The organism is Kineococcus halophytocola (assembly GCF_041276425.1).
GTDB classification, from domain to species: domain Bacteria; phylum Actinomycetota; class Actinomycetes; order Actinomycetales; family Kineococcaceae; genus Kineococcus; species Kineococcus halophytocola.
The window spans coordinates 35358-54039 of sequence record NZ_JBGFTU010000015.1 but is presented as its reverse complement, the minus strand read 5'-3'; the positions used below and the strand labels follow the sequence as shown (position 1 = coordinate 54039).

The 18682-nt window shown below is 72.9% G+C and carries 11 protein-coding genes; 4 read left to right on the top strand and 7 right to left on the bottom strand.

Annotated elements, in window-relative coordinates; genetic code table 11:
- Positions 1–271 precede the first annotated feature (271 nt).
- Complete coding sequence (locus tag AB2L27_RS13745) at positions 272–1624, top strand: ArnT family glycosyltransferase (protein ID WP_370442043.1); 1353 nt, start codon at positions 272–274, stop codon at positions 1622–1624.
- A 554-nt stretch (positions 1625–2178) separates the two neighbouring features.
- Here AB2L27_RS13745 and AB2L27_RS13740 read toward each other — a convergent pair.
- The 4 genes from AB2L27_RS13740 to AB2L27_RS13725 all read right to left on the bottom strand — a co-directional run bounded on the left by AB2L27_RS13740 (position 2179) and on the right by AB2L27_RS13725 (position 9017).
- Positions 2179–2868 carry an RES family NAD+ phosphorylase gene (locus AB2L27_RS13740; protein WP_370442042.1) on the bottom strand — a complete coding sequence of 230 codons (690 nt, stop codon included), beginning with the start codon at positions 2866–2868 and terminating at the stop codon, positions 2179–2181.
- Positions 2868–3440: a hypothetical protein gene (locus AB2L27_RS13735; RefSeq protein WP_370442041.1), complete on the bottom strand. Its 573-nt coding sequence runs from the start codon at positions 3438–3440 to the stop codon at positions 2868–2870. The genes AB2L27_RS13740 and AB2L27_RS13735 overlap by 1 nt, the downstream gene beginning before the upstream one ends.
- Before the next feature lie 270 nt (positions 3441–3710).
- Entirely contained in the window at positions 3711–6071 is a 2361-nt protein-coding gene (locus AB2L27_RS13730) for a cell wall-binding repeat-containing protein (protein ID WP_370442040.1), read from the bottom strand.
- A gap of 96 nt (positions 6072–6167) precedes the next feature.
- The gene (locus tag AB2L27_RS13725; protein ID WP_370442039.1) at positions 6168–9017 is read right to left on the bottom strand and encodes a cell wall-binding repeat-containing protein; all 2850 of its coding nucleotides are present in this window, start codon (positions 9015–9017) and stop codon (positions 6168–6170) included.
- A gap of 557 nt (positions 9018–9574) precedes the next feature.
- Between AB2L27_RS13725 and AB2L27_RS13720 the strand changes: the two genes are divergently transcribed.
- Entirely contained in the window at positions 9575–11803 is a 2229-nt protein-coding gene (locus tag AB2L27_RS13720; protein ID WP_370442038.1) for a putative bifunctional diguanylate cyclase/phosphodiesterase, read from the top strand.
- Positions 11804–11806: 3 nt separating this feature from the next.
- Here AB2L27_RS13720 and AB2L27_RS13715 read toward each other — a convergent pair whose 3' ends face one another.
- The 3 genes from AB2L27_RS13715 to AB2L27_RS13705 form a co-directional block, all read right to left on the bottom strand.
- Positions 11807–12352, bottom strand: a complete 546-nt coding sequence (locus AB2L27_RS13715) for a GNAT family N-acetyltransferase (RefSeq protein WP_370442037.1) — start codon at positions 12350–12352, stop codon at positions 11807–11809.
- Between the two features lie 70 nt (positions 12353–12422).
- Complete coding sequence (locus AB2L27_RS13710; RefSeq protein ID WP_370442036.1) at positions 12423–13364, bottom strand: hypothetical protein; 942 nt, start codon at positions 13362–13364, stop codon at positions 12423–12425.
- 120 nt (positions 13365–13484) lie between these two features.
- A complete protein-coding gene (locus tag AB2L27_RS13705; RefSeq protein WP_370442035.1) occupies positions 13485–13904 on the bottom strand; it encodes a cold shock domain-containing protein in 420 nt (139 codons plus the stop codon).
- A gap of 100 nt (positions 13905–14004) precedes the next feature.
- Between AB2L27_RS13705 and AB2L27_RS13700 the strand changes: the two genes are divergently transcribed.
- Together AB2L27_RS13700 and AB2L27_RS13695 are read left to right on the top strand one after the other, a co-directional pair.
- Positions 14005–16248, top strand: a complete 2244-nt coding sequence (locus tag AB2L27_RS13700) for a putative bifunctional diguanylate cyclase/phosphodiesterase (RefSeq protein WP_370442034.1) — start codon at positions 14005–14007, stop codon at positions 16246–16248.
- Between the two features lie 69 nt (positions 16249–16317).
- Entirely contained in the window at positions 16318–18675 is a 2358-nt protein-coding gene (locus tag AB2L27_RS13695; protein WP_370442033.1) for a diguanylate cyclase domain-containing protein, read from the top strand.
- Positions 18676–18682: the final 7 nt, after the last annotated feature.

Genomic DNA, 18682 nt, shown 5'->3' with positions numbered 1-18682 from the left:
GTAGCGGGTGGTCTCGCCGAGTCGGCCGCCGGCGTCGAACGGCGAGGTCTGCGCCGCCCCGGTGGCGAGGAGGGACGGGCCGACGAGGGCGGCCAGGGCGCCGCCGAGGCGCACGCGGGTGGTGGACACGGGGTTCCCCGTCGACTGCTGCTCCGGTGAGCATCGGCACCAGCCGTCAGGAGTTGAGGTGACACCGGGCCGGTGGACCGGCCACGACACCCGCGCCTGACGGACGAGACCTGCGCCCTGCCCCCGGTAGCGTGACCGGGCCATGACACGGACCCGACGACTGCTGACCGTCCTCGTCGTGCTCGCCGGAGCCTTCGTGTTCCTCTGGCGTCTCGGTGTGGAGTCCTCCACCGGTGACGAACTCGTCTACCGCGACGCGGGGGTGGCCTACGTCCACGGCGACTTCCGGGCCAACCTGGAACACCCGCCGCTGGCGAAGTTCCTCATCGGTCTGGGACACCTGGCGTTCGGTGGGTCCCTCACCGCGGACCGGCTGCCGTCGGCGCTCATGGGGCTGGCCACCGGCGGGGTGCTGTTCTGCGTCGCGCGGCGCATCGGGGGTCCGTGGGCCGGGCTGACCGCCATGCTGCTCTGGTACTTCCTGCCGCTGCACCCCGGCGTGGTCGAGGCGCACGTCGGGCGACAGGCCACGCTGGAGATGCCGTTGCTGTTCTTCACCGCCTGCGCGGTCTGGGCCGCCCAAGTCGTTGCCGCACAACCGTCCTGGTGGCGGTGGGCGGTCTTCGGGGCGGCTGTCGGCGCCGCGACGGCGACGAAGCTCACCGGGGCGAGCGTGGCCGTCGTCGTGCTCGCCGCGTGGGCGGCGCACCCCCGCAAGGTCGGCGGGGCCCTGCTCGCCGGGGTGACGGCCGTGGTGGTGTTCCTGGCCACGTACCTGCCGTTCGGCGCCGAGGCCCCGGACGCGGTGCGGACCGTCGTGCAGTGGCAGCTCGACCACGCCGGCCGCGGTGCCGTGCAGCACATCGCCGGGCAGAACCACCTGTTCCCGCCGTGGTGGTCGGCCTGGTGGTTCCAGTCCCGCTACCTCGGGTGGGCAGCCCTGGTCGCGCTGTGGACCAGTGCGCTGCTCGGGGCCGCGCTGGTCCGACGGGTGTCCACCGCCGTCGTCGCGACCGCCGTCGTCGGGTTCACCGTCGCCGTCGTCGTCTCACCACTGAAACTGCCGCAGTACCACGACGTCCTCGCGCCCCCGCTCGTCGCGCTGGCCGCCGTGGGGCTGACGCGGCTGGTCACCTCCCGCGCCTGGCCCGTGGCCGCGGTCCTCGCACTCCCCCTGGTCGTGGCGTGCGCCGGTCAGCTCGGGACGGTGGCCACGACCCGGACCGCGGACTACGCCCTGCTCGCCCCAAACCTGCGGGACCTGCCCGCCGGGACGACCGTGGTGTCGTGGGCCGACACCGGCACCCTCCAACGCGCCGCGCCACAGGTGACGGTGGTCGGACCGGGCGCGGTCGACTGCTCCGCGGCCCTCGTCGTGGACCCCACCATCGCGAACCGCATCCCGGGCGCGGACCTCGACGGGTGGCTGCGGCAGTGCGGCGGCACCGTCGAACGGTTCGACCGGCTGGAACTCGTGCGGCCCGTTAATCGTTGACGCAGCCCCTCTTCCGCACCGACGGCGGGCTCCCCTCCGCCCCGGCGCCCAAACCGGCCCCGGCACCGCCTTGCCACCACGACCGCCGCGCCCCGACCAGCTTGAGGGTGCCGCCGTTGCTGACTGACGACCTCGACCGCCCGCTGGGCCACGAAGAAGAGGTCACCTCGATCGCCAGCGACGCCGCTCCTGTGATGGCGTCGGTGGATCCGGCGACACTCACCACACCGGACCTCGCAGAACCGTCACGGGACCGAGGCGCTCATCGAGAGGCCGGAATCGCGCAGACGAGAGATCCACCGCCACCCCGGGCTGCGCGATGATACCGAGGTCGTGCGCACCGGCGCCGAGGTCGGCGCGTCCGGGTTCCGGCAGGTGGAGCCGAACCGGCAGAAGCAGGCGGACGTCAGGAGGACGACGTGGGGGTGATGGCACCGTCCGGTGCGACGAGATCACCGGGCGGGCGGTGATCCCCTCGATCAGTCAGCGTGACGGCTCGCAGTCGCGTTCTCATCGGACGAACACCGAACCAGAACTGGTCCTCGAGCGTCGAGCTACGCATCGTCGCGACAGCGGCGACACGCATCGTCCTCCACCTGCTCGACGGTGATCCCGCGGCGAGGAAGCTCTGCCGTGAGGTGCGCCAGGACGTGTGGGGTCCGCAGCGGCTCATCACTTCCGACGACCGTGGTGACGTCACCTCGGCGATTCCACACCGCGAGCGCCGCAGCCCCCGTGTACGACGTCGAGTAGCGCACCCCGTCAGCCCGTCGGCGCAGCGGTTGGTCCTCGTAGAGAGCGCGAGCCCACTCCTGGGTCAGCCCGCGCGGGACGTGACCGCTGCCGATCTGCGGAAGGGCCCCGACGAGGAGGGCCGATCCCGGACCGGCGAGGTCGAGGAGGTGCAGGGGACGCAGTGGTCGCACCCGCGCGACCCGCCACCGACTGCACAACAGAGCTTCCTCCGTCTCGCCGAAGACTTCGCAAGCCCCGGTGACGATGTCTCGCGCGACGTACAGGACGTGGCGGTCGGGATCGACACGCGCTTTGCCCACCGGGTCGGGGCGGTGGTGGTCGAAGCGGTTCGTCGGACCGTAGTCCTTGAACGCATCGGCTGCCGCCGTGAAGCGGTCACGGTGGTAAACACGGCTCCACGTCCAAACGCGCGTACCGGGACGGTACGACCACACGAACTCCCGGCCACCCGAGAGGGGACGATCCGGCCGCTTGAGCGGTCGGGCCATCAGTCGCGGCTCACCGGTCCCGATGCTCCTTGCAGTGCCGCTGCTTCCTGCACGACCCTGTCGACCTCGCCACGACGCAGCAGCTCGGCCGGGCTGTTGCCGTCGAAGGCCGCGGACCGCCGCTCCACCCATCGGGACAGGGCGACGACGCTACCTGGAAAGACGCGGATGAGATCTGCGAGACCGGGCAGGATCGGGTCAGCGGCTTCGAGGTTGAACTGCCACATGGGCAGCCACCACTCCCCGCCGCGGCGCAGCCCGATCAGCCGGCCGGTCGCCAGTCCTCGTTCGAGGTCGTGCGCCGGTGCGCCGATCTCGGCGGCTACTTTCGCCAGCGGCAGGGAACCCCGCTCGACCTGTCGCCGACGCTCTGCTTTCAAGACGAAGTTGGTGACCGCCCCCTCGACGACCGCGTCGACCGAGGTACGTCCGTGGCCGCCGCGGACGGGCACACTGCGCTGGCTGGACTCCAGGAGATCGAGGAGTTTCCGCGTCTCGCTGGCGCTCAAACCGGTACTGAAGGTCTGCGCCAGTTTCCAAGCGGAAGCATTCGGCGCGCCGGGGGCGCTCACGGAGGTTGTCGCCGGCTTACGCAGGGCCACAGTGCCTCGCGTACCCCGACCAACGCCCGCGACGGGACGACGGCGGGTTCGTTGGGGACGAGCCGATGCAGAGTTCACCACTCCAAGTGTAGGCGCGTCATCCCTCACGACAAGCTGCAAATGCGTGGTCTCTCGGTCACCCGGAGTCACATCGCTGCTCTCCACCGAACACGTTCGAGCAAAGTCGCCGCACATGCGAGCCCGGGCGGCCCTCCCGGAGGAAGGCCGCCCGAGCACGTGTCACTGCGTGACGTTCGTGACCGGCGCCTTGTCGATCGGGGCAACGAGAACTCCGTTCACCCCGATCAGCAGAGAGTCGCCACCATAGGTCGTCGTCACCATTTGACCGCTGCCCACCTCGGACCCCATCGGCACGGTGATGACGAGCGTCTTCGCGTCACCACCCCACGCTGTGGCCAAACCGCCGATGGACGATGCACCGTCGACGTAGATGCCGAAGTCGCTGCCGTCCGGCGCGTTCCCGGCCTGGTCGAGGTCAGCGTCGAAGACGAGAGTCAGTTCCCGTCCGTCAATGGTTGCGGAGGTGAGCGAGGGCGCGGTCCTGACGATGTTCTCGGGCGCCGACGTCGGTGCCGACGTCTGCCCGTTCTGGGTCGAGGACACCCGGTAGGTGTACGTCCCCGCAACAGCCGGAGCATCGAAAGTGATGGTCCCCGCGTTGTCCACGTAGTTACGTCCGTTCAGTGCGACGGGGTTGAACCCAGCACCGTTCCAGGATTCTTCGACGCGGGCGGTCGACCCGGCCGGAACGCCCGCCACGGTCACGGTGACCGTCCTTGCGCTCAAGCTCGCCGACGCGCTCGCCGGAGCAACCGGAGCGATCGGGATGGTCGGCGCCGCCGTCACGCTGGACGACGTCTGCCCGTTCTGCGACGTCTGGACGGAGTAGGTGTACACGCCGGGGGTCGTGGGGGCCGTGAAGGAGACAGCTCCCGTTCCGGAATTGACCGCGTAGGCGCGGGTGCCGGTACTCACGACTGCAGCCACTCCACTACCCAGTCGCTCAGACACCACCAGCGAGGCGCCTGCGGGGAGGCTGGTCGGCGTGACCGTGATGGTGCCGGCGTTGTTGGTGACGGTAGCTCCGCCCACCACACCCGGCAGGACGGTGACCGCTCCACTGGCTCCCGTGGGAGCCGAGACCTGCGTCGTCAGACCCGACCTGACCTGGTAGGAGTACACCCCGGGGGTGGTGGGACGGTCGAAGGTCACCGAACCGCCGACGCTGGAGTACTGCGTCTGGATGCCGCGGCCGGTCACCTCGGTGTAGGGGCCGCCGTCACGCGATTCGAAGACCTGCAACGTGGTCCCACCGACGGCGGTCACGACAGCCACGGACACCGTGCCTGCGCCGGTCCCGTTGTCCGTCACCAAGCCGCTCACGGGCGCCACGGGAGATGTGGGCGCGGGATTCGACGGCGTCGAGCTCCCGCCGGCCGAGCTCCGCGCGGTTTCCACGGCCGCGGGAGCGATCGACGTCGAGTCACCGTAGACGGAGGCCAGGGTGAGGGTAGCGGCGTTGTTCTTGAGGTACTGGTCCGTGCCCGCCCCGAGACTGGTGGCCGATTCGGTCAGTAGCAGGGGGAACCCGGAGCGGCCGGCGGCCGGACCCGCCACGAGAGCGTCGATCCTGAAGCCGTTGGCGATCGCGACGCCGACCTTGTTGAACCCGGCGTTCGCGGCGACCGCGGAGTTGGCGATGGCCGCCGCGGTGAGGGTGCGGTCCGCGCCCGCGAGGCGCTGGCTGGCCCCGCCCGCGGCGGTCGTAGCCTGCTGCACGACAGTGTCGCTGACCGCGTTGGCGTTGCCGACAGCGTAGACGTTCTGGAAACCGTTTGAGGCGAGTGCGTCACGGGTGACCGTCGGGAGACTTCCGGTCGCCGTCAGGAGGATCGGGACCTTCGCCCGGAAGGCGACCGGCGAGGCGGCGAGCGCGTCGGCGGCGACCGCGGTGCCGTACACGTCACCACGGGCCAGGAAGACCGAAGTGGGCTTGGCGGAACCCGCCGGGCGGGCCGCTAGGGCGGCGGCCGCGACCTTCGCCGCCGTGTCGTAGCGGTCGACACCGGCGATGCGCTCGCTCGTGGTCCGGCCTGCGGTGAGCTGGGTGAACGTCTGGGCGCTCACGGAGTTCGCGTCACCGAGGACGATCACTTCGGACGGGTTGAGCTGGGCGATGGCCTGTGCGGTGGCCTCCGGCACGCGGTTCGTCTCCGTCAGGAGGACGGGCGCGTCCTTGACGCCGGCCAGGTACGAAGCGGCCAGCGCGTCGATGCCGTTGCCGGCCCCGTTGACGACGATGACGCTGCGGGCCGAGGACCAGTTCTTCGTCGCCGTTAACGCCGCTGTGGCGTAACGGTCGGCACCACCCGTGCGCGCCGCAGCGGCACCAGGGTCGAACCCCGGAGCGGCAACAGCAGCCGTTGCGCCGGCAGTGGAGAGCCCGACCAGGAGGGCGATACCTGCCCCGAGACGCTTGGTCGCCCTCGTGCGCCGTTTGCGATCCATCACCACACCACTTCCTTCGACGATGTTGTCATTGAGTTCAGGTCGGCGAACCTCGACGGCACTGGTGGCCATCCGGCCAGCGAGACAGCAGGGCACGCAGTGCCCGGACGAAGAAGCGGCACCGCCGTGGTTAGGCGGTGCCGCTTCTCTCATGTCGTGCGACTCAGATCAGACGCGAGCCTTCGGGGCGGAGCCGTTGGAGACCAACCCAGTCACACCGTTGGTGGTGTTCTGGTAGGTCACCAGGTAGTCACCGGCCGGGAGGTTGGCGGCCGTCGAGCCACCGGGCGTCGTGACGAGGTTCGTGACACCCGTCGCGTCGTTGGCAGTACCCGTGGTCACGGTGGCGTACGCCTGGACCACACCGTTCGCGTTGTAGACACGGATGAGGTTCGACCCAGCGGGCAGGTTGTTCGTCCCACTGCCCGGCACCGCGATGTCGATGGTGGTGGGCGTGATGGTGATCGCCGAAGCGGGGACCGCCGCGGGGGCGGTTCCAGCGATGGTGCGGTCACCACTACCGGCGACGTTCCAGTTGCCGGTCGCGTTGCCGATGCCCGTCGCCGTCAGGACCTCCACACCCGAGGCGTTACCGCCGGTGAGGACCAGCGGACCGGCACCCGAGGTGACCTGCGGGCTGGCGGTGAGGTTCACGGTGAGCAGGGTGCCCGCCGCGTTCGTCGTCGCCGTGGCGTTGCTGTTGCTGATCGTCGCGGCGTTGTTCGCGCCGTCGATCAAGTTGATCGCCCAGGTCGAGCCCACGGTGACGGCCTGGTCGAAGGTGACCGTGACGACGTCGCCGGAGTCGAGGCGCCCGTTCGCGTTGCCGTCGTTGTAGGCGATGCTCGACGAGCGAGGGGTGGTGGCTGCCGCGACCGGGTCAGTCACCAGCTCAGTCGTCGGGGTGAACGCGCTGCCTTCCTGACCAGACGAATCCACCGAAGTCACCGCGTAGAAGTAACGCGTGGCGGCAGTGAGGCCGTTGTCGGTGAAGGTGACCGCCGCACCGTTGGTAGCGTTCGGGGTCGCGTCGTTGACCGAACCCACCCTTGTGTAGGACGAGAGGGCGGTCGGCGCCGTGTTGGGCGTAGCCGTAGTGGGAACGGCGGCGCGGTACACGTTGTACGAAGCCACCGACGTCGTGGTGGAGTCCGAGATGGACACCACGGCCGAGGTCGTAGACGGAGTGCCCTTGGCGGCGGTCACGGTGGCGGGCGCCACCGGGGCGAGGTCGGTCAGGATGAAGTTGCTGGCACCCGTGGTGCTGTAGCTACCAGCAATCGCGTCACCCGCAGAGATGCGCTCGAGGAAGTCACCCTGCGAGGTGTTGATGATGTTGGTGGCCGTAGGAGCCGTGTTCAGGTCCCGCTGGAAGGTGTCTCCAGTCTTCCAGCGGAACACCCGGGCGTCATTCCCTGAACCAGCCACGAAGTACCCAGCGGTCTTGTCTACCGCAGTAATACCGAGGGGCGAGGTACCACCAAAGTTGCCTGCCTCAGCGGCGGTCGGCAGCCAGGTGATCTGCCCACCCACGCCATAAGCCTCGCTGGCGATACCCGCACTCGAGACCGAGAGAGTGGCGTTGTTGTCAGCCGCGCTGAACACCACCGGGACGGCCGAGCCGGCGGTGTCGCTGGTGACCGTGAAGGTGACGGACCCGTTGACCGGGGTGATGTTCGAAGCGGTCTTACCACTGGTGTTACCGACACCGTTCACGACGGTGATCGCACCGACGGCGGACGGAGACAGAGTGGCGGTGGAGGCACCGGATGCCACAGCGAAGGTGCCGTCAGCACGGACGGACTCCGGAGTCACGAGGGCGAGGTTCACACGGTCAGTCCCGAGGCCGCTCACCGTGTACTGGGTGACACCAGCGTTGTTGTTGTTCTCGGAGATCGTCTTGATCTGCGGACCGGTCGGGGCGAACGTGTACCGCTGGTTGGTGTTGGTAGACCCACCGTCGGCAGCCGTCGTGGCCGCAGTGGCGATCGTCGGCGTCACGCTGTTGGCGTCACCGAAGACCCACGCCCGGGTCAGCGTCGAGGCGTTGGCCCGCAGGTAGGACTCGGTGCCGACGCCCAGGCCGACGGTGCCCTCGGTCAGCAGGATCGGGGACCCGGCGCGACCGGCGACCGGGCCGGCCGCCAGGGCGTCGATGCGGAAGCCGTTGGCGAGAGCGGCACCGGTGCGGTTGAAGCCGAAGTCGGCCTCGTTGGCGATCGCGGCCGCGGTGGCGGTGCGGTCCGAGCCCTGGATGCGCTCGATGTCGGTGACGCTGGCCAGGTTGTCGACCTGGGTGTAGACCGCGTCCGAGACGGCGTTCGAGTTGCCCAGGACGTAGACCTTGGTGACACCGGCGGTGTTCAGCGCGGCCAGCGTCTCGGCGGGCAGCGAGTCCTGGTTGGTCAGCAGGACCGGGATCCGGTTCTTGAACGCGGCCGGGCCGGCAGCGAGGGCGTCGGCGGCGACCTGGCCGGCGCCGTACTGGTCACCACGGGCGAGGAAGACCGTCTTGGGCGGGGTCACACCGGCCTCGGTCATGACGTCGACCGCGGTGGCGAAACGGTTCGGGCCGTCGATGCGCTGACCGGTCTTGGAGCCGACCAGGGAGGAGTACGTGCTGGCCGAGACCGCGTTCGTGTCACCGAGGACGATGACGGTCGACGGGTTCAGCGACGCGATGGCGGCGGCCGTCTGGGACGGCACCGAGTCGCGCTGCGTCAGCAGGATCGGAGCGTCCTTGACGCCCGCGAGGTACGAGGCGGCGAGGGCGTCGATGCCGGTGACCTCACCGTTGGCGACGATGACGGTGGACGAGGTGGTCCAGCCGGCCAGCGCGGCCTTGGCGGCGGTGTCGTAGCGGTCGACGCCCGCGAGGCGAGCCGAAGCGGAAGAAGGATCGAAGCCAGCTGCAGCCTGGGCCGGCATGGCGGCGAGGCCAAGGCCGGACAGACCAACAAGAGCCGCGACGCCGGCCCCGATACCACGCCGGCGCAACCGGGAGGTTGCTGCGGTCACGATTGCCTCCAAGGCATGTGAAAGTGATGTTCCCCCCCGTGAGGGGCCGGCCCGATTTCGAGCCTGCGACACCCGCCGCTCCACTACTCAGCGGAGTGACTCGGTGACAGATCTGAACGTACACGAGAGTCACACCAGCAACACGGGGAGTAACGGAAGATCTCGCAGGCCGGCGGCGTGTCGAGTGGCGCAGATGGCCCGTGACCTGCGGTTTTACGTCTCAGGGCCGTTTGTCACATTTTGGTAACGGGCAGCATCGCCCGAGTGACTGGCCCCGAGTAACCCGTCTGGAGTAGTCACACAGGATGGGGTCACCATCCCCGTACGGGCCATGACGGTCTGTGACTCATGTGGGTGACCCGGTTCGGGCCACCCCCGGGTAGCTCCAACGGGTGGTCGTCGCTGGGTGTGACGGAGACGATCACGGGACGGCTCCCTCCCCGCCGGACTCCCACGGGCCCCCCCGGACCCCTCCCAGCCCCCTCCCGGCCCCCGTAGGCCCGGCGTCACGCGGTCGGCCCATCCAGCCGCCCGGCTCACGGCCCGATGCCTGCCCCATGACGTCTCCCCGGCACGCGTGGCGTGCGGCCCTGTCGGCCGTCGTGCTCGCCGTGTCCGTGCCGCTGGTCGCGACCGCGGTCGCGCGGTGGGACGAGGGGCGGCCGGTGACCCTGGCGGCGGGCCTGGGCTGGCTCGTCGTGTGCGTGCTCCTGCCCCTCGTCGTGCGCAAGGGCTCCCGGCCCGGCGTCACCCGCTTCACCACCGCGGCCACCGTCTGGGGGGCCGGGACCGTCCTGGCCGGCGCCTTCCCCGCCGCCACCGCCGGGCCGCTGCCCTTCCCGCTCCTGGCCCACGCGGCCTCCCTCACCGGGCTCGCGGCCGTCTCGGCCCTGCAACTGCGCAGCGCGCGGGTCGCCGGGGACGACCAGCCCCTCGCCGTCGAGGTCGCCCTGTTCGGCACCGTCACGGCCGCCCTGAGCTGGGACGCCCTGGCCCGCACCGGCCACGGCGGCGACGGCTGGTGGGCCCTCGGCGTCTGCCTCCTGCTCGTCGTGGCCGCCTTCGTCGCCGCCTCCGCCGTCGTCCTGGCCGTCGAGCACGCCAGCCTGCGCCTGGCCTGCGCCGGCCTGGGCCTGGGCGCCGCCGCCACCGCGCTCACCGCCGTCACCGCCCCCACCTCACCGCACACCGCCGACGTCGCCGTCGTCGCGGCCGTCGTCGGCGGGCTGGTACTGCTCACCTTCCAGCCCCGCGGCGGGCACGTCCGCCACGGCGGCACCGCGGTGACCCACGCCACCCGGCGCCTGCGGGTGGCCGTCGTCGTGCCCGGGGTCGCCGTCCTGGCCGACATCGCCCTGGACATCGCCTCCCCCCGCGCCGACGGGGTGCTCTCGGCCTTCTTCGGCGCCGCCATCGTCGCCGCCGCGCTGCGCCAGGCCGCCACCGCCCGCGCCATCGACCGCACCCGCCGCACGCTGTCCTTCCAGGCCCGCCACGACCACCTCACCGGCCTGCGCAACCGCACCGCCCTGGCCGACGCCCTGCTCGCCCCCGACCGCGTCCAGTCCCTCGTCATCCTCGAGCTCAGCGGCCTGGACGACGTCACCGACGTCCTCGGCGTCGGCGTCGGCGAGGACGTCCTGCGCGCGGCCGCCGCCAACCTGCGCCAGCACGTCACCGGCCTCGGCGGCACCACCTACCGCGTCCGCCACGACGAGTTCGCGCTGCTGCTGCCCGGCAGCCCCGAGGAGACCGTCCGGCACCTGCCGCACGTCTTCGACGCCGTCGCCGCCGCCCCCCTGCAGGTCCCCGGGGCCGGCCGCTTCCCCGTCGCCGCCGTCGCCGGGGTCGCCCGCGTCGAGCCCGGCGCCCGCGCCGCCGCCGACGCGACCCTGCCCCTCGTGCACGCCGACCTCGCCCTGCGCGACGCGCGCACCCACCCCGGGATGCTCGGCTGGTCGGTGTACTCCGGCACCGTCGCCGCCCAGCACGCCCGCCGCCTGCTCGTCCGCGAGCGCCTGACCGCGGCCGTCGCCGAGGGCTGCATCGACGTCCACTTCCAGCCGATCGTCGACTTCGCCACCGGCCGGGTCGTGAAGTTCGAGGCCCTGGCCCGCTGGGACGACCGCGAGCTCGGGCGGGTCTCCCCCGTGGAGTTCGTCACCGTCGCGGAGGAGTCCAACCTCGTCGTGGCGCTCGGGGAGCACGTGCTGCGCCGGGCCGTCGGCACCGCCCACGCCGCCGGGGTGTTCGACGCCGGTGCCCGCCTGGCCGTCAACGTCTCCGTCGTGCAGCTGCAGTCCCCCGGTTTCGCCGACGTCGTGCGCGAGATCCTCACCGACTACCGCATCCCGGCGCACCTGCTGACCCTGGAACTGACCGAGTCGGTGTTCCTGGACCCCGACTCCCCCGCCGAGCGCGTCGTCACCGACCTGGCCCGGCTGGGCTGCCAGATCGCCATCGACGACTTCGGCACGGGCTACTCGGCGTTCGGCTACCTGGACCGGCTGCCCGTGCACGTCCTGAAGATCGACCGCTCCCTGACGCAGTCCCTCACCGGGGAGGGCAACGGCCGTTCCGTCGTGACCGCCGTCGTCGACCTCGCCAACCGCCTGGGCCTGACCGTCGTCGTGGAGGGCGTGGAGACCGAGCAGGAGGCCGCGATCTGCCGGTCCATGCGCGCGGGCCTGGGCCAGGGGTGGCTGTACTCGGCGGCGGTCACCTCCGACCGGATCGTCGACGAGCTCGACCGCGAGTACCCCGTCTCCCCCGAAGCGGTGCGCTGAGGGTCACCAGACGTCCCCGGAACGCCACTCGCACACCAGGTCCTGCTCCACGTCCCACGTCCGGTCGGGGTCCAGGACGCGGACCCCGCCGTCCTCCTCCTCGGGCGTGCGCCGCACCCCCTCGACCGTGAGCACCGACAGCGGACCGCGCCAGACCCGCCACCCCCGCCGCTCGTAGAGGGGCGCGCCCTCCGCGGAGGCGGCGAGGAACCCGGCGCCGTGCCCGGCGAGGACGACCCGTTCCAGCTCCCCCATCACCGCCGAGCCCAGCCCGCGCCGGCGGTGCGAGACCGCGACGGCGACGTTCTCCACGTACCCCACGGGCAGCGCGCGGCCCCCGAGGAGGAACTGGCGCCGCACCACCGCCCCGTGCCCCACGAGCACGCCGCCGTCGTGGACCAGGACGTGCCAGCCGCCGAGGCCGTGCTCGAAGTCGGTGTCGTCGTACCCGCCCTCGTGGTCGGCGAAGACGGTGTCCAGCAGGGCGCGCAGCTCGGCGCGGTCGGCGGCGGACAGGTCGGCGGTGTGGCGGGCGGTGAGGATGGTCACGCAGGACAGGGTGGCGGGACCGGTACGTCCCGACCCACTCGTTTCCTGTGAGCGGGTCGGAACGTACCGGTCAGCGGACGACCCGCCACGTCCGCGGCCCTGGCCGCTCCAGGCCCCGTCGCCGGGCATCGAGCAGCCGCCACACCGTGCGGCGCACGTGCGCCGGCCGCACGTCGAGGGAGGTGAAGCGCACCACGACCAGTCCGTTGCGCTCCAGACCCTCCTGGCGCACGTGGTCCACGGTGGACACCTCGAGGGCGAGGTGGTCCCGGCCGTCGAACTCCGCGACGACACCCGCCTCCTCGTCCAGGAGGTCCGGACGGCCGAGGTGGTGACCCGCCAGGTCCACGACACGGTGGTTGACCAGCGGGACCGGCAGGCCGGCGTCGAACCGCCAGAGCATCCGCAGCTCGGTCTCCTTCGGGGACCGCACACCCGCCGCGGCCAGGGCCGCCGCCTCCCGGGCGACGGGCGTCCCCCGCAACCGCGGTCGTTCCTCGAGGTGGGCCAGCAGCGCCGGTCCCGTCGTCGCCCCGGCGGCCCACAGGGCGTCGACCGCGACGACCCCGCGCCGCGGGGATCCCGAGAGGCGGGCCAGGTCCAGGGCCGTGCGCACCGCGCTCGTCACCGGCACACCGAAGACCTCGGCGACGTCGTCGTCCCGCAGGTCCGACCGCACCACCCGCAGGCCGGGCCGGGCGCGCACCCGCCTCGTCCCGGGGACGCAGACGAGGACGGGGAGCTCCGCGGCACCGGCACGCCCGTCGAGGCAGCGAGCGCCGTGGAGCCAGGCCGCGGCCCACCCGCCGACGACGCCGTCCGGCGGCAGGAGGGGGACGACGTCGCGGATGCGCCGCAGGACCCCCGGCGGCACGGTGGCGTCGGCGTGGACACCGCGGAAGGGCCGGCGCACCGCCTGGGACCGCAGCCGGCTGTCGCTGACCCCGAGCCTGCGGAGGTCACCCCGACGCATCGCCGCGCCGGTCAGGACGTCCGGTACCTCACTGCGCACCGCGGCAGGGTGCCCCAGGGGACCGCGGTCACGCTCCGTCCCTGTGGAGGACGACGGACCGGTACGTCCCGACCCTCGGCCGAGCCGGCGACGGGTCGGGACGTACCGGTCCAGGAGCCGTCAGCGGCGGGTGTCCTCCACCACGAACCCGCGGTCCAGCCCGTAGTCGGACAGGTAGTCGCGCACCGCGCGGATCTGGGTGGACCCGACGCCGTCGACGCTGAGCAGGATCTCGGTCACCTCGCGGCGGAACTCGCGCAGCGAGACGGGGCGCTGCTGGTTGGCCGAGGCGGGGCGGCGCTGCTCCGGCGGCGGGCCGCTGCGGCGGGACTCCACGCGCACGTCGGAGGCCTTCGGGCCGCGCTCGCCCTCCCCGAGGGTGAACTCCACGACCGCGCCGTCCAGGGGGCCGTCGTCGGTGCCGCCCACGACGTCCTTGAAGTGGAAGAAGACGTCGTCGGACGCCTCGGGGCTCCGGATGAAGCCGAACCCGCGCTCCTCGTCGTACGAACGGACCTTGCCCTTGGCCACTGCACCCACCACTTCCAGCTCTACGAGACCGTGCGGGTCCATCCTCCCGCACCCCGGGAGTGCTCGGGTCCACGTCAAGTCCGCGGCGGCGGACGCCGACACCTGCACCATGCCCTCCCCGCTCGCCCCGACGCGCCCCACCGCGGGCCGCGTCGTCGGCGGGCTGGGGCTGCTGGCGCTCGCCGCCGCGCTGACGGTCCTGACCCTGCACCTGCCCGGCCCCGTGCACGGCCCGCTCGCGGTGACCGGGACCGCCGCCGTGGCCGTCACCGCCCTGGTCCTCCTCCTGCTGCCCGGGGGCTGCAACTCCGGCGCGTACGTGGGGGCCGCGACGCTGTGGGGGCTGGGGGCCGTGACCGCGGGGCTGTTCCCCACCACCTCCCTCGGCCCGTTCCCGCTGCCGCCGCTGGCCTTCGCCGCCGGGCAGGTCGGGCTGCTCGTGGTGCTGCTGCAGCTGCTGGTGCGCGCCCGCGCCGGCAGCGACGACCCCCCGCTCGTCGTGGACGCCCTCATGCTCGGCAGCGCCCTGGCCACGGCCGGCTGGGACGCCTTCGCGCGCACGGGGCACCACGGGCCGGCGGGCTGGCAGGCCGCCGTCGTGGCCGTCCTCGTCGTCAGCTCCGTCGTGACGTGCTCGGGCATCGCCCTGGCCGTCGAGCAGCCGCGGTTGCGCCGGGCGGCCGCGGGCCTGGCGGTCGCCGGGGTGGGGACGGCGCTGGCCGCGGTGTGCTTCCACCACGACGCGCTCACGGCGTCCGTGGCGTGCGGGGCCGCGGCCGCCGGCGGGGCCGTGGGCATGCTGCACCTGCCCCGCACCGGTGTCGTGCGGCACGGCGGGCAGGCCGCCGAGCGGGCCGCCCGGCGCCTGGAGACCGCCTCCCTGGTGCCCGGCCCGATCCTGCTCGTGGACCTCGTGCTGCTGGTGATCGACCCGCGCGCCGACTCGGTCCTGTACGGGTTCTACGTCACCGTCCTGGTGACGTTCACCGTCCGGCACGCCGCGACGGCGCGCTCGATCGACCGGACCACGACCCAGCTCACGTTCCAGGCCCTGCACGACGACCTCACCGGGCTGGGCAACCGCGGGCTGCTCGAACGCACCCTCACCGAACCCGACCGCGCCGCCTGCCTGGTGCGGGTCCAGCTCGTCGGTCTGGAGGACGTCAACGACGTCCTGGGCGTCGGCGCCGGGGACGCCGTCATCGCGGCCGCGGCCCGGGAGGTCGGGGCCGTCGCCGCCGACCTCGGCGGCGACGCGTTCCGCACCGCCGGCGACGAGATCACCGTCGTGCTGCCCGGGGCGAGCGACCAGGTCGTGCGGCACGCCGGGCGCGTCGTGGCGGCCGTGGGGGCCGCCCCGGCGGCGGTGCCCGGGGCGGGCGGGTTCACCCTGTCCGCCGTCGCCGGCCTGGCGAGCTGCCCGTTCGGGGACGACTACGACGGGTCCGACGCGATGAAACCCTTCGTGCACGCCGAGATCGCCCTGCGCGAGGCCCGGTCCCTGGGCCCGGGGTCGGTCTCGGTGTACTCCGGGGCCGTGGCCGCCGGGCACGCCCGCCGCACCCTGCTGCGCGAGCGGTTGTCCCTGGCCATCCGCGAGGGCACCGTCGACGTGCACTTCCAGCCGGTCGTCTCCTTCACCACCGGCCGCGTCGCCAAGTTCGAGGCCCTGGCCCGCTGGGAGGACCCCGTCCTGGGCCGGATCTCCCCCGTGGAGTTCATCGCCGTCGCCGAGGAGTCCAACCTCGTCGTGGCCCTCGGCGAGCACGTCCTGCGCACCGCGGTCCACTGCGCCGCCGAGGCCGGGGTGTTCTCGGCCGGCGTCGGGCTGGCCGTGAACGTCTCCGTCGTGCAGCTGCAGGCCCCGGGGTTCGCCGGCACCGTCGTGGAACTCCTCGACCGGTACCGCCTCGCCCCGCACCTGCTGACCCTGGAACTCACCGAGTCGGTGTTCCTCGACGAGGACTCCCCCGCCGAGCGCGTCGTCACCGACCTCGTCCGGCTCGGCTGCCGCATCGCCATCGACGACTTCGGCACGGGGTACTCCGCGTTCGGCTACCTCGGCCGGCTGCCCGTGCACGTCCTGAAGATCGACCGGTCCCTGACCCGGTCCCTCACCGACGACGCCACCGGCCAGTCGGTCGTCACGTGCGTGGTCGACCTGGCCACCCGCCTCGGGCTGACCGTCGTCGTGGAGGGCGTGGAAACCGAGCAGCAGGCCGCGATCTGCCGGTCCATCTCCGCCCCGCTGGGCCAGGGCTGGCTGTACTCCCCCGCCGTCCCGCGCGGGCTCCTCGGCGAGCAGCTGGCCCGCGTGCACCCCGTGCCGGACGCCGTCGCCGCCGAACGCTGACGGGCCGGACGTCGAAAACCCGCCCCGCCGGGGCTGTTCCCCGGGCCCGGGGGTGCCGATGAGCACAGGGTGAACCCGCACACCGCCGTCGCCGGGGCCCGTGCCGCGCTGCCGGTCCGGAGCCTGGTGTTCGCGACCCTGTACGCCGCAGCGCTCCTCCTGGGCCGGCTGACCACGGTGGACGGCACCGGCCTGGTGCTGGTGTGGCCGGCCGCGGGCGTGGCGGCCACCTGGATGTCCCGGGGCCGGCACCGCTGGTTCGACGCCGCCCTCCTCGTCGCCGCGACCGTCGCCGTCGACGCGGCCGTGTCCGGCACCGGCCCGCTGCTGGCGGGTTTCCTCCTGGCCGACCTGGGCCAGGTCCTCGTCCTGGTGACCCTGCTGCGCCGCTGGTACACCCCGCAGGAGGGGTTGAGCACGCGGCAGCTGGCCGTCCTGCTCGGGACCACCGCCGTGGCCTGCACCGTCGGCGCGGTCGCGGCGACCCTGGCCGTCGTCGCCGCCGACGGCGACCCGAGCTGGCTCGGCTCGGCCCTGTGGTTCACCCGCAACGCCGCCGGCATCATGCTGCTCGACCCGATCCTGCAACGCCTGGAGGCCCGCGCCCGGATCGGCTGGCCGGAGACCGGACGCGGCCGGGTGGAACTCGCGGCCGCCGTCGCGACGTCCTGCGTGGCCTACGCCCTGGTGTTCTGGGGCCCGGCCGGTCTGCCCGTGTCGTTCCTGCCGCTGGCCCCGACGATCTGGCTGGCCCTGCGGTTCGACACCAACGTGGTCGTGGGCACCACGCTGACCGTGACCTCGATCGCGGCCCTGGGGACCTTCCACGGCACCGGCCCCTTCGCCGACATCACCGACGACGCCGTGCGCACCCTCGTGGTGCAGGTGCACGCCGGGTTCGTCGCCGCCCTCGGGATGATGCTGGCCGTCGGCCGCGACGAGCGGAACCAGCTCCTGGCCCGGCTCTCGACCGCGACCGCGCAGGCCCAGCGGGCCCGCACCGAGGCCGAGCGCAGCGCCCGGTTCTCCGACGCCGTGCTCGCCAGCGTCGGGTCCGGCATCGTCGTCTCCGACCCCGACGGCCGCCTCCTGCTGTTCAACGACACCGCCCGCGCCTGGCACGGGCTGGAGGCCGACGACAGCCTCGACCCGGCCCTGCACGCCGACAACTACCACCTCTACGGGCCCGACGGCACGACCCCGCTGGCGGCCGCGCAGATCCCGCTGCTGCGCACCCTCGCCGAGGGCGCCGTCAGCGGCGCCGAGATCGTCATCTCCCGTCCCGGGGCCGGCGCGGTGCCCGTCGCGTGCAGCGGCCGCACCGTCACCGACGAGGACGGCACCGTCCTGGGAGCGGTCGTGGCCATGCACGACCTGACCGAGGTGCGCGCCCGCGAGGCCCAGCTCGCCCGCGCCAACGCCCAGCTCGGGCTGCACGCCGCCCGCGTCGAACGGCTCGCGGTCGCCTCCCGCGCCGTCCTGACCGCCGAGGACCCCCGGCAGGCCGTCTGCGAGGCGGCCGTCGAGATCGCCGGCGCCCAGGCCGTGTTCCTGGCCCAGCCCACCGGGGAGGGCCGGCTCGTCGCGACGGCGAGCACCGGGCTGTCCGCGGACTTCCACCTCGACCTCGACGTGCACCGGGACACGAGCCTGACGCTGACCAGCTACCGGTCCGGCGAACCGCTGTTCGTCCCCGACGTCGCCGCGCACCCGCTGGCGAGCCCGCTCCGGGTGGCCACCGGCCGGCAGGTCTCCGGGGCCTGGCAGCCCGTCGCCGACGCCGACGGCGGGGTCGTGGGCGTCCTGTGCGTCATCTGGCGCGAGCGCGTGGACCACCTCGACCCGACCACCGCGGCCGTCCTGGCCGGGCTCGCGGCGGAGGCCTCGCACGCGTTCACCCGCGCCGACCTCCTGCACCGCCTGGCCCAGGCCGCCGACCACGACCCCCTGACCGGGGCCGTCAACCGGCGCCGGTGGGACGACCTGGCGCGCCAGGAGATCGCGCGCGCCACCCGCGCGCGCACCCCGCTGACCTTCGCCCTGCTCGACCTGGACCACTTCAAGCGCTACAACGACACCCGCGGCCACCTCGCCGGGGACGACCTGCTGCGCGCCTTCACCAAAGCGGCTGCGGCGCACCTGAGGGAGGTCGACACCCTGGCCCGCTGGGGCGGGGAGGAGTTCGCCGTCATGCTGCCGGACTGCACCGCCGAGGACGCCGTCGCCGTCGTGGACCGCATCCGCGCCGCGGTCCCGGACGGGCAGACCTGCACCGTCGGGGTGTGCCAGTGGGCGCCGGGCCTGGACGCCCTCACCGTCGTCGCGGCCGCCGACCGCGCCCTGTACACCGGCAAGGCCACGCGCAACACCACCGTCGTCGGCACGGCCGAACCGGTGACGCCACCCGCCGGCGCCTTCAGTCTCTAGAAATCCC

Excerpts from the sequence above, each read along its gene's own strand:
- AB2L27_RS13720 (WP_370442038.1), top strand. The coding sequence starts at position 9,575 with ATGACGTCTCCCCGGCACGCGTGGCGTGCGGCCCTGTCGGCCGTCGTG.
- AB2L27_RS13745 (WP_370442043.1), top strand. The coding sequence starts at position 272 with ATGACACGGACCCGACGACTGCTGACCGTCCTCGTCGTGCTCGCCGGA.
- AB2L27_RS13730 (WP_370442040.1), bottom strand. The coding sequence starts at position 6,071 with ATGGCCACCAGTGCCGTCGAGGTTCGCCGACCTGAACTCAATGACAAC.
- AB2L27_RS13740 (WP_370442042.1), bottom strand. The coding sequence starts at position 2,868 with ATGGCCCGACCGCTCAAGCGGCCGGATCGTCCCCTCTCGGGTGGCCGG.
- AB2L27_RS13700 (WP_370442034.1), top strand. The coding sequence starts at position 14,005 with ATGCCCTCCCCGCTCGCCCCGACGCGCCCCACCGCGGGCCGCGTCGTC.